Below are 14083 nucleotides of genomic sequence, written 5' to 3'. Positions count from 1 at the left end.
TTGTCATTTCTTTTCAAACATTATGTGAACAAAATATTGTGTTAGATTGGATTGGAAATTATATTTCAAAGGGCTTAACTGATCCCAAGTTACTAGTCCAACTGCTATTTCAAAAGCTCGGTATGAAAAGACGAAATTTAACCTCCGTAATGATTTTAGTACGGAGGTTAAAACAATTTATGCGACTTTTGATGAATCACTATTTTTCTATCTTATTGTTTTCTTAACGTTGAATTTATCATTCATGAACCGATTTACGTTTTTGGAAAAACATCGCAATAGCACCAATAGCAATTATTGCAATGGTTAATCCAATAACTCCCAAGTATTTAACAATATTACCAAAAACAATACCAACAACTAAAAAGTCTGTATCTGAGAAAGTTGTCGACGCTAAACCAAGATCTCCTAAGAACGGTAAAAAAAGTAGCGGTAGAAAAGTAATGAGTATACCATTCACCATTGAGCCCGCAACTGCACCTTTAACACCGCCCCGCGCGTTACCAAACACCCCAGAAGTTGCTCCCAAAAAGAAATGCGGAACAACGCCAGGTAATATGACCACGCCACCGATGAGAAACATGACAAACATCCCTAAAACCCCGGTTAAAAAGCTAACAAAAAAACCAATTAATACCGCATTTTGCGCATACGGAAAGACGATTGGGCAATCTAACGCTGGCTTAGAATGTGGAACTAATTTTTCAGAGATACCTTTAAAGGCTGGCACAATCTCCGCGAGAATGAGTCGTACACCCGTTAAAATGATAAATACACCAGCTGCAAAAGTAACCCCTTGTATTAATGAAAAGACTAAGAAATTTTGTCCATCACTTACTTTATCATGAACATATCCCACACCTGCACACAAACTTGCAATTAAATATAACGCAATCATTGTAAGTGAAATACTAATTGTACTTTCTCTCAAAAAACTTAGTCCTTTTGGAAACTTAATCTCTTCAGTTGATTTTGATTTACCACGGAAGCATTTACCAATTTCACCTGCCGCCCAATAACTCACTGTTCCAAAGTGACCTAATGCCACTTGATCATTTCCTGTGATTTTCCGCATCGTTGGTTGAGCCAACGCTGGAAATACTGCCATAATCAATCCTAAAATAATTGAACCAAAAATAATCGTCCATGTCCCTTTAATTTGGCCAACAGTTAAGAGTATAGCTAAAAATGCTGCCATATAAAATGTATGATGGCCTGTTAAGAAGATGTATTTCAAATTTGTAAAACGTGCAATTAAGATATTGACTAACATCCCAAAAACCATAATTAGTGCTGCTGTCGTTCCATATTTTTTAAGCGCAATTGATATAATCGCTTCATTATTAGGAACAACACCTTGAACACCAAAAGCATGCTGGAATATCTTACCGAATGGCTCTAGTGATTGAACAACAACACCTGCGCCTGCACTTAAAATCAAAAATCCTAAAATTGTCTTTATCGTTCCACTCGTAATAACGGATGCGGGTTTCTTTTGCACTACTAAACCGATAAAAGCAATGAGCGCGACTAAGATAGCTGGCTGACTCAAAACATCTACAATAAAATCAAGTATCGCTTTCATTTCAAACACTCCTTGTATGATATTTAGGGTCCTAATCAATTAAATTAAAAGCTTTTAAGCGTTCAAGTAGCTTTTCTTCTAGCTCTTGCTTATCAAGAATATTATCTAGTACCAATACTTCTCCTAAACGCGAAGCATTTTCTTCAAGATCTCTACCACAAATAAATAAGTCTGCCATTTCTGGACTGGCTGTCATAATGTCACTATGTTCAACTTCAATGCTTTCATTAACACTTATGTTTTTTAATACATCCTGCACATTCATCTCAACCATAAAACTGCTTCCTAAACCATGACCACAAACAACTAAAATTTTCATTATTTATTTCCTCCTCTTAATGTTCCTAATATTTCATCTGCGTTTTGACAAGCCAATAATTCTTTAACTATTTCTGTATCGCCTAATATATGAGCTAAATCTTGTAAAATACCAAGGTGCGCTTGATGGTCGATAGCACTGATTACAAATATTAAGCGCGCATAATGACTATTTTCACCAAAGTTAATAGGCTGATTCAATTTCAACAAGCTTATACCAATGTCATATACATCCTTACTTGGACGTGCATGTGCAATCGCTATTTCAGGGGCTATAACAATATAAGGCCCGAGACTTTTGACACTTTCAATCATTGCATCCACATAAGAAACATTGAAAAAGCCTTGCTCTAATAAAGGCTGTGAAGCCTCCCGTATGGCTTCATCCCAAGTGCTCACTCTTTCTTTTACGACAACCTTGTCCTGTGTTAGCTTTTCTAAAGACATTATTTGCCTCCTTTAATTTCTTTGTAAATATGCATATAACCCTTCTAAATTACCATTCAGCAGTTCATTTCTTATTGAAGAATGTAATAAAATATCGTTCAACTCCTTTAGTGCATTTAAATGTATGTGTGGATGACTCGTTGCAAGTCCAATCACTATTTTCACAGGATCATAACGTTCATGTTGAAAAGCGACACCTTGCTGAAAACAATATAATGTCATTCCCATTCCACTTTTGACGTGCTTAGAACTTGCATGCACTAAAGCAGTATGAGGACTTATAACCATATAGGCACCAAATGCATCTAATTGATTCATAATCTCTTTTTTATATGAATCATTCACTATTCCGCTTTTTTCTAATGGAGCTATAACATGCGAAATTGCTTCATTTCGATTAAATTTCTCTTTCACGACGCCCAATCTTTCAGGTTTAAGAACCTCTCTTAGAGAAAAACCATGCTCTGAAATATCATCGACTAATCGTTCTCTTGTTTGGTTAATCAATAAGTTCAATTGATCTCTATCCTTTTTATCTAGAAAAGGACTCACTTTTATACACTGAATCGAACTTAATTCAATAGGTACTGTTGTGATGACATATTCTACACCGCGTCTTAGCAATTCCGACTCATCAATTTGATACAAAGAATAAGCGTCTAAAATATCAAATTCTGGATAGACTTTGCTCAATTTTGCCTTTAACAACTGTGAAGTCCCTATTCCTGACCCACAAAGCAAAACTACTCTGATTTTATGTTCATTTTCACTCGTTAATCTTTCAAAACATGAAGCAAAGTGAATGACTAAGTATGCAATTTCATCCTCAGAAAATGAAACATGATAGAGCGCTTCAAAAATCCATATATGCTGCGTAATAACTTCAATCAATTCAGGATATTGAGTATAGATGTCATTTTTAAGTGGATTTTGTTGTTTCAAATTGTAAGTCATTCGATTCAAAGCAGGTGTAAGATGAATATATAAGCCATTAAGTAATTTACTGTCTTTAATTAAATTTACGCCCAGTGCAGCTCCGACTCTTTCGACGAATTGATAAATCAATATTTTAAGTTCGTCATTTTGTTCATCCTGATTACCAATTTTAATTTTTTTGGCTCCTAATAAATGTAGTACAATAAAAAGCGTTTCTGACTCAGGGAAATGAATTTCAAATGTTTTTTCAACTTCATTTTTAATCGCTTGTGAAATCTCGTAAGCGTCTGTGCCTTTATGAGCCTTCAAAAGGTCTGGAGGTCCTGATATTGTACAAGATGCTTTGACGCGTTGTATGGCAATTAATAGATGTATAACTAAACCGTCAATTGCAATTTGAAAAAGTGGATAATGGACTTCTTCTAACACACGTAATACAATTTCTCTAATTACTTGTAGCTCTTCTTCATCGAATAAATTTTTACGTATCAATTCACTCGTTGTTTTAAAATAAGCGTGTATAACTTCTCCATATGCTTTTCGATAACTGGCTTCTGAACCTTCAATGATAAAACCTTTATTTTTTAAATAAGCCAAGTTTAAATGGTGTGCATATAACCACTTGGTCACATTTTTCAGATCGTCTACAATCGTACGTCTAGATACATTCACAAGTGTGGAAAGCATTCTAGAATTCACAGGACTATTAGCTTCAAAAAGGAATAATAAGATTTGTAACTGCCGCTCATCTTTTGTATAGTGCACTTCTGGAAATATTGTTTCACTCATATGCGCTATCATATTTTCATCTAAGCACTTGATTTTGATTCCTTTTGATTTGCTTCGCTGAACTTGCAATTTCAACTTATCTTCCATAAATTCGATATATTCCAAGTCATACTGGATTGTACGCTCAGATCGATCAAAGGCTTTTGCTAAATCTGCAATTGAAATATAATCCTCTGCTTTCATTAATCGATTTAAAATCTCATATTGTCTATTAGTAAGCAAAATCGAACCTCCTATATATCTATTGTAAACGTTTGCATTTTGCAGTAGATGTGCAATCTATTTCTTTAAATAAAACGAAAAATTTCATATGCAAAGCAATTTATATTATAAAGTATAAGTTGTATATGATGACTGTCATGCTTACTTATGTATAAAGTGAAAAACCTATGCCTACTTGTATAAGTTATGCATGTTTATATTACGTTTCATCTTTTCTTTTTGATTGGGAGAAAGTTCCTAAAGTGTTGAACATAATAAAAAACGCTAGGACTTGTGGAGGATCCTAGCGTTTTATCTATTTATAAATTTATGGAAGGTTAGAGAAATATTGTTATTGAGAAATTATAATCTATCTTGTGGAGGGAAGCGTAAAGTGATTGTCGTTCCTTGACCATACGTACTCTCAACTTCGATATGACCACCGATTTGATGTGCCAATGTTTGAGCAATGTACAAGCCAAGTCCGGAACCACCTGTATCTTTGTGTCTTGAACTTTCGACTCTGAAAGTTCTTTCAAATATATTTTTAATATCTGATTCTGGAATACCCATACCTGAGTCAGAAATCGAAATTGCGATTTCATCATCTACTTCAAAGACCTCTACGGCTAAGGGCGAACCGTGTTCTGAAAATTTAAGCGCATTGTCGATGAAATTCATGATGATGCGTTCTATTGCGCGCTGGTCTTGTGTGAAAGGTTTGATATTTTCTGCTATTTTTACGTCTAGTTCTCTTTGTTCATGTTGTAATCGTTGTGAGTAGACTTCAAAAATAGGGATTAATAGTTGATCAATGTGAATTTGTGTCAGTTCATTTTCTTGGTAGTTAACGGTGATGACGTCTGTGATATCATCAAACATTCTTGATAGTCGATCTGACTGATTAATTAAGATACTGTAGGCCTTTTGTGTATCTGATTCACTATGAATAATGCCATCTCGTAATCCCTCTGAATAGGATTTAATACTCGCTAAGGGCGTTTTTAAGTCGTGCGCGAGGTTTTGCACCATATTCATTTTTTCTTCTTGCTCTTCTTTAATTAAATTCATTTGCTCTTGAATTTTATCGACCATTTGATCAAAGGATTCACTCAATTCTTTTATTTCTTTAGGGGCATTAATTTTGAGTTTCTCCGTTTCAAATTGGCCTTTTGCGATTTTTTGCGTTTTTTCATTCAACTTTTCAATCTTTTTTATCATGGGGACTGTAAAAAAGATACCGATAATTAGTGTCATCATACCGGAAAGGAATGAACACAATGTCAAAAGAATGGTAAGTGGTCCGTCAAACCACATCAGTTTGTATAATGTATAAAATAAAAATGTCGTTGTAATAATCGTAACGATAAACGAATAGATTAATTGTTTACGTATCGTCATTTAAATCTGCCTCTGAAACTTATAGCCTAGACCCCATACCGTTGCGATAATATAGTCGTCATAGCCATATTTTTCTAGTTTTTCGCGAATACGATGGACATGAACATTAAGCGTGTTCATATCTTCATAGTACTCGTAACCCCAAACTTGTTCTAACAAATCTGTCTTGGACAATGCGACTGATTCATTATTTGCAAAATGCCATAACAATTCGAACTCTTTGATACGGAATGGGATAAGTTCTCCCTCTAATTCTACGGTTTTAGTTAAATTATTTAATACGAGTTTTCCACAACGAATCGTGTCTTGTGTGGAAGGACTTGTGACGTTGACACGGTGTAGAAGATTTTTAACACGTATCACTAATTCACGTGGGCTGAATGGTTTTTTGACATAGTCATCAGCCCCCAACATTAAGCCGAAGATGGTGTCATGTTCGCTTGTTTTAGCAGTTAGATAAATATATGGGATGTCGAGTCCTTTATTCTTCATTTCACGTACAACTTCGTAACCATTCATCTCGGGCATCATGATATCAATTACCATGACATCCACATGGGTGTCCAACAATTCCATTGCTTCTACGCCATTAGATGCGGTTGAAACGTGATAACCTTCATATTCGAAATAAGTTTTACAGATTTCTCTGATGTCTTGCTCGTCATCAACTATGAGTATGTGCGCCATTTTCATCATTCCTTATATTTTTACGTTTGATGAAATGATTTAAACTAATTGCTGCTAACGTTTCTTTATTCATTAATAAAATGACAAAGAATAAAAGTTGCACTGGGTAAGTAAAAATCATATCAGCTAAAATATAATTTAACATAATGAACACGCCAAAGAAACTCGCAGTGTAAGATAACACACCTAAAATGAGACCTAAACCAATTGCAATCTCACCTAGTTGTACCATCCACTTGAAAAGTTCTAAATGATTTGCAACACCGAACTCGAAAAATGACTTAAACCATTGGGGGGAATCCTGGTTGTCACGTATAACTGAAACCAATCCGTCAATTGCAAATCCACCTGTTAACTTTTCAAAACCTTGCATCAGTATATAAAAACCTGATCCTAAACGAATAAGGAGAATTAAGACTTTATAAGCTATCGACATATCTTCACTCCTTTCTTATTGATGTTGCTTCTTGTTGATTACTTGATGTTATATCTTGATGATTATTTAAGTTTTGCAGAACCGAAAATAACGTGTGCTTTGTCACAGTAGATAGTTACTGTATCGTAGTCTTCTGCTTTAACACCTTTAAGATCAAAAGTTTGTGTAGATTCGTCATATTTAACTTCGTCTAATTTTTCACCTTTTTTGATGTCATTACCTTTTGTTAAGTAAACGTGTAAGTCTGGACCTTTTGATGATTCGTAGTCTGTTAACATTAACTTACCGTCTTTGATTTCAGCTTTACCTTTAACTGTTTCGTTGTTTTCGCCTTTAAAAGTACCTGATTTCATTACTTTTGAGTTATCTACATTTTTATCTTGCATAGATGTCTCAGCTTTGTTGTCTTCTTTTTTGTCCATGTTGTCATTGCCACAAGCACCTAATAAAAATGTTGTCGCTAATGCACCTGATACTAAAGCCATTTTTATATTCATAAATAATTCCTTCTTTCTAAATTGAGATTACATATATCATTGTAAATAACGCGATGGTTGATTGACATAAACTATGTATTAATAATTCTTAAATAACTATTAACAGTCATTTCTTTTATATTTTACAATTATTTATATATATAAGAATGAAACAAAATATAAGATGATGAAGGTTATAAGTGGTGTAAATACCGCGTTTCCCCCCTTTATTTGCCATGCAAATACATACACTCAATAATATTCAGCTATTTTATTTTTGATTTATCTTATTAATTAGAGTTATCTTATGACAAAATATTTTATACTATAGAAAAAACAAACCTCACCGTTGAATGTAATGATGAAAAACTTCTGAAAAGAACACCCTATCAGTCATTACACGTCACGATCAGGCTATTTAACATTTTACTTCTTATATTAATAGATTACTTTCTCACAATAATACACTTCGAATTTTATATAAATATATTGCTAAAAATGACACTATTTTATTTCTTCAAAATACGAATAAACCCTATAAAATAGCATCATTCATAAATATTTTTAGGTTAACCTAACTTTTTTATTTACAAAGCTAAAATTATATGCTATCTTAAAAGTGTTCAAATTGATATGCGTGAATAACAAGTGAATGTCCACTTATCATTTTTTTACAATGATTCATCTGGTCTCAAAGGCATGGTCTCATGCGTACTCTGTGATGACCGTATGAACGTTTTGAATAAATTAATGAAATCACGTTAATCTTTTGAACATGACAATTGAGATATTCATACTTTCATATTTTATGTTGGTAGTTATCTCGATTGCTATAGAAATCTAAATTTGTCGTCGTAATGACAATGAATGTGTGCACACAATTCAATTTGAAGCCATTTTAAACATGACTTACAAATTCGACATGATTTATTTTTCTATCGTATAGGTCACTTCAGCAAAGGGTCAAAATCATACACATATCAGTCATTCCTTAAAGGACAACAGTAGGCAAGAATTAATATTCCCTTAACAAGTAAAAGCCAAGTTGAACAATTTTAGACCATTAACAGATGGCGGATTGTTACAACAGAAATGTTTATCCTCCATAGCTAAAGTAAGATTAAACAACAGGTATGAACTCCTAGTGAATTGTCATAACAAAATCGCATGTCATCCCTCTAGTACATGTGATTCTACCGACAATATGATAATGTCACTAAGAGCACATGTATCATTATGTCAAATAGCCCTTAGCATAGTGATACACGATGGTCGTTACGTCATACCCCTATAAGCGTAACACCTCCAAATAATTACAACTTGATTCTATAGTAGCGCGGATTGTTGGTATATCGATACACTCCCTTTCGTATATATCAATAGTCTCGAAACATCTAGTATCATTTTTACAACTCTAGATAATTAAAAATCATCTTAAAATCTTAAAACCTTTATACCCCAGATGTGCTTCATCTCACATCTGGGGTCCCTTATTTTATCCGCCATTTGATTGAGTCGCCTTCTTGATATTCCGACTTTTCACTTTACACCTGTTAATGACAGAGACTTCACGGTGAGAAGCGACTCGATTCTACCGACAACCTTTGAATACATCTCAATCGCTGCTATATAGTGTTGTTTCATGTATAAAAAAGAAGTGACACATGATCATAACTTCATTTTCAGAAGTCATTAAAAAACGCCATGCCCCACTTCTTTAATATAACGTAAATTTATATTTCAAATTCTTCTTTTAAATCATCAAGATAAGGCATACCACCTTGTGCACCCATGCCAGTCACTGAATGACTTGCCGCTAAGTTAGCAAATTCAATGGCTTTTGTCAGTGTGTATCCTTTTTGTAAACCGACTGCTAGCGCACCATTAAAAGTATCGCCTGCACCTGTCGTATCTTTGACTGTTCTTTTAAAACTTGGCACTTTCACAAGTGAATCTCCATTATGATAAATTGCACCCGCTGAACCTAATGTCACAATCAATTGATTAGGATATTTTTCAAGCGCTGTTTCGATAGGCGCGCCATCGAACATTTTGGCACTTTCAGTTTCATTAGGTGTTAAGTATGTCGCTTGTTCAACCATCTGTTGTGGAATCTCATGATAAGGTGCTGGATTTAGAATAGAAATCACTTCATGTTGATAACAATACGCAATAACATGTTTCACTGTTTCTTCAGGTATTTCTTGTTGAATTAACACGATATCTTTCGGTTTTAAACGCTCTAAAAAAGGTTGAATTCGCTGTGGTGTCACTTCATAGTTCGCAGAAGGCACAACAATAATACGGTTATCATTTTGAGAAAGTGTGATATGTGCGGTTCCCGTTGGCACGGAATCAATCACTTGAATGCCGTCCATCTGTACGCCATTTTGTTCAAAATTCTCTTTAAGTTGTGTTCCGAATGTGTCATTACCTACGCATCCAATCATGTGAACATGATCTCCTAACCTTGCTGCTGCGACGGCTTGATTTGCGCCTTTACCACCTGGAGTTGTGAAAAAATGCTCACCCAAAACCGTCTCTCCTTGTTCAGGTACAATTTCTGAAGACACAACCAAATCCATTGAAGCGCTTCCAATTACATATATGTGTTGCATAACGATTCCTCCTTGATGTTTCTCTTCTATTCCATCTTATCCATTTGCCCATCATTTTGCTAATATAACGATACCTATAAATTTAATTTTCAAATCAATTCTCGTGGTTTGTTTTTCCTACAACGGATATCTATATTATCTTTAGAAAGCGTTATCGTATCGTCGCCTATGTTTCCGCTATTCTAGTGCGTTTTTTCCTTCATCATACTTCCAAAAACAAATTCATAACATCATTTAGTTTTACAGCACTCAAGCTTTCCGTTTTTATATTATATTCAATAATGATATATTGAATTTATATTACGACTACTTGAAAGGAGTTATCATGTATGACTGAATTTAAACTTGGCGCACAAATGCCTAACTTTGAACTTAAAGCAACAGACGATTCAACTTTTAATTTCCATCAATTTCAACAAGACCATCCAAATCAATGGTATTTTGTGATTAATTTCCGTGGTTCTTGGTGTCCAGTGTGTATGGAAGAATTGGATCAATTAATTAAAAATAAAGGTTATTTTGAAGGAAAAGATATCAAAATTATCTTAACTTCAGATGATAGTGCTGAAAACTTACAAAAAATGGTAGAAGAAAAAAGCGTTCCTTATCCAGTTTTAGTAGATAACGACTCAAAATTTGCAGATACTTACGGCGTTTTCAAACACCCAGATGACTCTATTTATGATGATCACGGTTCACATAACGAGCCTGCTTATTTCTTAATATCTGAAGACAATCGTTTGTTATATCAACAAAAACAAACGAATCCATTCGGCCGTCCAACAATGACTGAACTTCGTAAAACAATTCAATATATTAAAAAAACATACCAAAGCCAAGCATAAAGTATAGCTGAAGTATGTAGTTGCGTTCTTTTTAAATTTGCACTACAACAATTGAACCGAAGCTGGAAATGACATCCCAGCCTCGGTTTTTCTATTGTTTTCGATCTTTTTGTATCTTAATTACAATCTCATTAACATACATAAAAAATTCACCGCATCCATAGTTGACAGCTTGAGTGGTAAGGTGCATAGCATTCGTTTATTAATGCTTCAAACTTTTTATTGTAATTCCATATATAGATTAGAAAATCTAAACTGATAATGTCTGGGTTATGACCAATCTGAGGCCTAAACTTATTTTTGACGTAACGATAGATTACGCGCAAAATACATTTCCATCTTGAATCTGTAAGCCAAATCAATAAATCCGCATTTTTAATCCGAAGTTCAAGCGTCTTCGAATAAGTACCGTCACAAATCCATTTTTCATTTTTAACTAAATTAACGATGCGTTGTTCTAAAATATGCGGTGCTACCAATTCCCCATCTTCCCAGGCAAATTGGTCTAAATGCGTTACAGGAATATGTAATCGCTCCCCTATTCTTTCAGCAAGTGTTGACTTCCCAGACCCCGGTGTACCCACAATGACAATCCTTTGATACATCTCTCCCACTCCTATCTTCATTTCAATAAACGCCTTTGTATTACACTTCCCGTCCTATATGCGCATATCATTATAACTCGGGATGAAATTTCGAGTCAAAGCCATATTGCAAACGTACAGGTGGAAAATGACTTTAGAAGATGGTATGCCTATTTTAAATACAAAAATTTTAAGTTTTAATTAACAACCGTACAATTATTTTCTTATCTTTTTTATTATCAAAAAATTCAGATTTATCTATCAGAAATACCTTGTTTTCTGATAGGAATTATTATAGTATAACTGTATCTTAATTGATGGAGGTTCTATTTATGGCACTATTTTTATTAGAAACACAAAATTTATCTTTTGCAAAATCATCAGTCGAATTAGATGAAAAGGTCAAATTTCTTTCTGAACAACCAGGACCAGAACTGATTGAAGTACAAGTGACTGAAGACCTGTCACATGGTTATTTTATTGTGGAAAGTGACAGTGAGGCAGAAGCAAAGCAATTTCTAGAAGATGCATCCATTCAAGTGAGTCTTGTTAAAGAAGTCCGCCTTGTCGGCAAAGACTTAGATGAAATTAAAAAAGGAGACGTTTCTATAGATTACCTCGTGACTTGGAATATTCCTGAAGGGATTACAATGGACCAATATTTAGAACGTAAAAAGAAAAACTCTGTTCACTATGAAGAAGTTCCTGAAGTACAATTTCAAAGAACGTACGTCTGTGAAGATATGACAAAATGCGTCTGCTTATATAACGCACCAAATGAAGATGCTGTTCGTCGTGCACGCGAAGCAGTCGATACACCTATTGATGATATTGAAAAAATTTAAAAATGTATTTCCTTACAGCCGAAGACGGCTAATCTGCGCATGACTTATTTTTTCTCGTTTTGTGCGCTTAAAAATCTCTTTACACAATTCAACTTCATAGACATTTCATTCTCAGGGAGTGGGACAATGGTTTTCATATTCAAGCCCACTCCCTCTACTCTAACTACAAAACATAGTACTCTTGTATGATTTAAGGAGGGTGTTCATGATTCAAATTCAAGAACTCAATCATTATTTTGGCGCACATCATGTGATTCGAGATTTTAATTTAACGATTCCAAAAGGTAAAATTATCAGTTTTATCGGTAAAAGTGGGTGTGGAAAGTCAACACTGTTAAACCTTATTGGTGGTTTTTTACCCCCTCACACCGGCCAAGTTACGATTGATGGTATACATAAAACATCCCCTTCTTCAGACTGTTTAATGTTATTTCAACATCATAATTTATTACCTTGGAAAACCATTCATGACAACATTCAATTAGGTTTAGCACATAAAATTCCAACCGATGAAATGAATACGTATCTTGCGACGGTAGGTTTAGAAGGCACAGGGGCTCAGTTTCCAGATGCATTATCTGGGGGTATGCAACAACGGGTTGCCATCTGTCGTGCCCTTGTGCATCAACCTCGAGTGATTTTATTAGATGAGCCTCTTGGTGCTCTAGATGCATTTACACGATATAAATTGCAAGACGAATTGATTACCTTACGGACACATACTCATGCCACGTTACTTTTAGTCACACATGACATTGATGAGGCCCTTTACCTTTCGGACGAAGTTATCTTGTTAGGCGAGGGCTGTCAAATTATCAAACAATACCCTATTCAACAGTCACACCCAAGAAGCCGCAATGATGATCAACTGCTTGCAATACGTAATCAAATCATGGAAGACTTTGCGATCAACCATCAGATGGCTGAACCTGAATATTACTTATAGCGAGGGATTTCCATGAAAAAGATGATATTATTTTTACTCATATGTACCCTCTTAGTCAGTGCTTGTGCGCCTCAACAGCAGAGTCAGACATCGACACATACACAAAAGGCAATAAAAATTGGCTATTTACCGATTACCCATGCAGCTAATCTAATGATGACCAAAGAGATTAACGAAAAAAATAAGCAGCGCAATTATAAAATAAAGCTCGTCCGCTTTAATAACTGGCCAGACTTAATGGATGCTTTGAACAGCGGACGTATTGATGGCGCTTCTACATTAATCGAATTAGCAATGAAATCAAAGTCGAAAGGTGCGCCGATTAAAGCTGTCGCGCTCGGTCATCATGAAGGGAATGTCGTTCTCGGTCAAAAAGGACATCATTTACATGATTTTAAATCCAATCACGATTATTCCTTTGCGATTCCGCATCGATATTCGACACACTATTTATTATTAGAACGGATGAGAGAAAAACTTAATATACAACCGGGTCACTTTCATTATCATGAAATGGCACCTGCTGAAATGCCTGCCGCCTTGAGTGAAAAACGTATATCTGGCTATTCCGTTGCTGAACCTTTTGGCGCAATAGGTGAAAAGTTAGGAAAAGGGCAACTCTTGCAACATGGCAGTGATATTATTCCAGATGCTTACTGTTGCGTACTCGTGCTTCAAGAAGGTTTGATTCAGCATAATCAAAAAGCTGTGCGCCAATTTATGCGTGATTACAAACAAGCAGGGTACGACATGACGGACACTAAAAAAAGTGTCGATGTGATGGAAAAAAATTATAAGCAAAATCGTAAAATACTTGAACAATCGGCACAATGGACATCTTATGGCGACTTAACAATTAAGGAAAAGGGGTATCGTGACATCGCTAAAAGCGTCTCTGAACATCATCTATTCGAACCCCCTTCTTTTGACAGTTTTGTAGATCCATCATTATACAAGGAGGGTTAGTTC

14 protein-coding genes are annotated in these 14083 nt (G+C 34.9%); 4 read left to right on the top strand and 10 right to left on the bottom strand.

Going from position 1 to position 14083, the window contains the following annotated elements:
• Window positions 1-238: 238 nt before the first annotated feature.
• The 9 genes from CD118_RS03475 to rbsK all read right to left on the bottom strand — a co-directional run bounded on the left by CD118_RS03475 (window position 239) and on the right by rbsK (window position 9894).
• Complete coding sequence (locus CD118_RS03475; protein WP_050329845.1) at window positions 239-1585, bottom strand: PTS ascorbate transporter subunit IIC; 1347 nt, start codon at window positions 1583-1585, stop codon at window positions 239-241.
• 31 nt (window positions 1586-1616) lie between these two features.
• Window positions 1617-1904, bottom strand: a complete 288-nt coding sequence (locus tag CD118_RS03470; RefSeq protein WP_050329844.1) for a PTS sugar transporter subunit IIB — start codon at window positions 1902-1904, stop codon at window positions 1617-1619.
• Window positions 1904-2350: a PTS sugar transporter subunit IIA gene (locus CD118_RS03465; RefSeq protein WP_103356259.1), complete on the bottom strand. Its 447-nt coding sequence runs from the start codon at window positions 2348-2350 to the stop codon at window positions 1904-1906. Before CD118_RS03465 ends, CD118_RS03470 begins: the two co-directional genes overlap by 1 nt.
• 12 nt (window positions 2351-2362) lie before the next feature.
• On the bottom strand, window positions 2363-4297 hold the full coding sequence (locus CD118_RS03460; protein ID WP_103356258.1) for a BglG family transcription antiterminator: 1935 nt from the start codon (window positions 4295-4297) through the stop codon (window positions 2363-2365).
• A gap of 342 nt (window positions 4298-4639) precedes the next feature.
• Complete coding sequence (locus CD118_RS03455) at window positions 4640-5677, bottom strand: sensor histidine kinase (protein WP_060829334.1); 1038 nt, start codon at window positions 5675-5677, stop codon at window positions 4640-4642.
• Window positions 5678-6364 carry a response regulator transcription factor gene (locus CD118_RS03450; RefSeq protein WP_016426001.1) on the bottom strand — a complete coding sequence of 229 codons (687 nt, stop codon included), beginning with the start codon at window positions 6362-6364 and terminating at the stop codon, window positions 5678-5680.
• Window positions 6342-6800, bottom strand: coding sequence for a DoxX family membrane protein (locus tag CD118_RS03445; protein WP_050329840.1), 459 nt, complete (start codon window positions 6798-6800; stop codon window positions 6342-6344). Before CD118_RS03445 ends, CD118_RS03450 begins: the two co-directional genes overlap by 23 nt.
• Before the next feature lie 62 nt (window positions 6801-6862).
• Entirely contained in the window at window positions 6863-7297 is a 435-nt protein-coding gene (locus CD118_RS03440) for a DM13 domain-containing protein (protein ID WP_016425999.1), read from the bottom strand.
• Window positions 7298-9009: 1712 nt separating this feature from the next.
• On the bottom strand, window positions 9010-9894 hold the full coding sequence (rbsK, locus tag CD118_RS03435; protein ID WP_103356257.1) for a ribokinase: 885 nt from the start codon (window positions 9892-9894) through the stop codon (window positions 9010-9012).
• Between the two features lie 329 nt (window positions 9895-10223).
• On the opposite strand from rbsK, the gene CD118_RS03430 reads away from it, so the two are divergent.
• The gene (locus tag CD118_RS03430; RefSeq protein WP_060829332.1) at window positions 10224-10739 is read left to right on the top strand and encodes a peroxiredoxin family protein; all 516 of its coding nucleotides are present in this window, start codon (window positions 10224-10226) and stop codon (window positions 10737-10739) included.
• A 149-nt stretch (window positions 10740-10888) separates the two neighbouring features.
• Here CD118_RS03430 and CD118_RS03425 read toward each other — a convergent pair whose 3' ends face one another.
• Window positions 10889-11344 carry a P-loop NTPase family protein gene (locus CD118_RS03425; RefSeq protein ID WP_060829331.1) on the bottom strand — a complete coding sequence of 152 codons (456 nt, stop codon included), beginning with the start codon at window positions 11342-11344 and terminating at the stop codon, window positions 10889-10891.
• A 311-nt stretch (window positions 11345-11655) separates the two neighbouring features.
• Between CD118_RS03425 and CD118_RS03420 the strand changes: the two genes are divergently transcribed.
• The 3 genes from CD118_RS03420 to CD118_RS03410 all read left to right on the top strand — a co-directional run bounded on the left by CD118_RS03420 (window position 11656) and on the right by CD118_RS03410 (window position 14080).
• Window positions 11656-12168: a DUF4242 domain-containing protein gene (locus CD118_RS03420; RefSeq protein WP_050329836.1), complete on the top strand. Its 513-nt coding sequence runs from the start codon at window positions 11656-11658 to the stop codon at window positions 12166-12168.
• Window positions 12169-12373: 205 nt separating this feature from the next.
• Window positions 12374-13114, top strand: a complete 741-nt coding sequence (locus CD118_RS03415; RefSeq protein WP_103356256.1) for an ABC transporter ATP-binding protein — start codon at window positions 12374-12376, stop codon at window positions 13112-13114.
• A gap of 12 nt (window positions 13115-13126) precedes the next feature.
• Window positions 13127-14080, top strand: a complete 954-nt coding sequence (locus tag CD118_RS03410; RefSeq protein WP_103356255.1) for an ABC transporter substrate-binding protein — start codon at window positions 13127-13129, stop codon at window positions 14078-14080.
• The last annotated feature ends 3 nt before the right edge of the window (window positions 14081-14083 follow it).

The sequence above is a fragment of the Staphylococcus coagulans genome (assembly GCF_002901995.1).
Taxonomy (GTDB): Bacteria; Bacillota; Bacilli; order Staphylococcales; family Staphylococcaceae; genus Staphylococcus; species Staphylococcus coagulans.
The sequence above is the reverse complement of the archived record's forward strand: the minus strand, read 5'-3'. Positions and strand labels throughout refer to the sequence as shown.

What these genes read in the sequence shown, in the direction of transcription:
- CD118_RS03475 (WP_050329845.1), bottom strand. Translation starts at nt 1,585, where the DNA reads ATGAAAGCGATACTTGATTTTATTGTAGATGTTTTGAGTCAGCCAGCT.
- CD118_RS03470 (WP_050329844.1), bottom strand. Translation starts at nt 1,904, where the DNA reads ATGAAAATTTTAGTTGTTTGTGGTCATGGTTTAGGAAGCAGTTTTATG.
- CD118_RS03465 (WP_103356259.1), bottom strand. Translation starts at nt 2,350, where the DNA reads ATGTCTTTAGAAAAGCTAACACAGGACAAGGTTGTCGTAAAAGAAAGA.
- CD118_RS03455 (WP_060829334.1), bottom strand. Translation starts at nt 5,677, where the DNA reads ATGACGATACGTAAACAATTAATCTATTCGTTTATCGTTACGATTATT.
- CD118_RS03450 (WP_016426001.1), bottom strand. Translation starts at nt 6,364, where the DNA reads ATGGCGCACATACTCATAGTTGATGACGAGCAAGACATCAGAGAAATC.
- CD118_RS03445 (WP_050329840.1), bottom strand. Translation starts at nt 6,800, where the DNA reads ATGTCGATAGCTTATAAAGTCTTAATTCTCCTTATTCGTTTAGGATCA.
- CD118_RS03440 (WP_016425999.1), bottom strand. Translation starts at nt 7,297, where the DNA reads ATGAATATAAAAATGGCTTTAGTATCAGGTGCATTAGCGACAACATTT.
- rbsK (WP_103356257.1), bottom strand. Translation starts at nt 9,894, where the DNA reads ATGCAACACATATATGTAATTGGAAGCGCTTCAATGGATTTGGTTGTG.
- CD118_RS03430 (WP_060829332.1), top strand. Translation starts at nt 10,224, where the DNA reads ATGACTGAATTTAAACTTGGCGCACAAATGCCTAACTTTGAACTTAAA.
- CD118_RS03425 (WP_060829331.1), bottom strand. Translation starts at nt 11,344, where the DNA reads ATGTATCAAAGGATTGTCATTGTGGGTACACCGGGGTCTGGGAAGTCA.
- CD118_RS03420 (WP_050329836.1), top strand. Translation starts at nt 11,656, where the DNA reads ATGGCACTATTTTTATTAGAAACACAAAATTTATCTTTTGCAAAATCA.
- CD118_RS03415 (WP_103356256.1), top strand. Translation starts at nt 12,374, where the DNA reads ATGATTCAAATTCAAGAACTCAATCATTATTTTGGCGCACATCATGTG.
- CD118_RS03410 (WP_103356255.1), top strand. Translation starts at nt 13,127, where the DNA reads ATGAAAAAGATGATATTATTTTTACTCATATGTACCCTCTTAGTCAGT.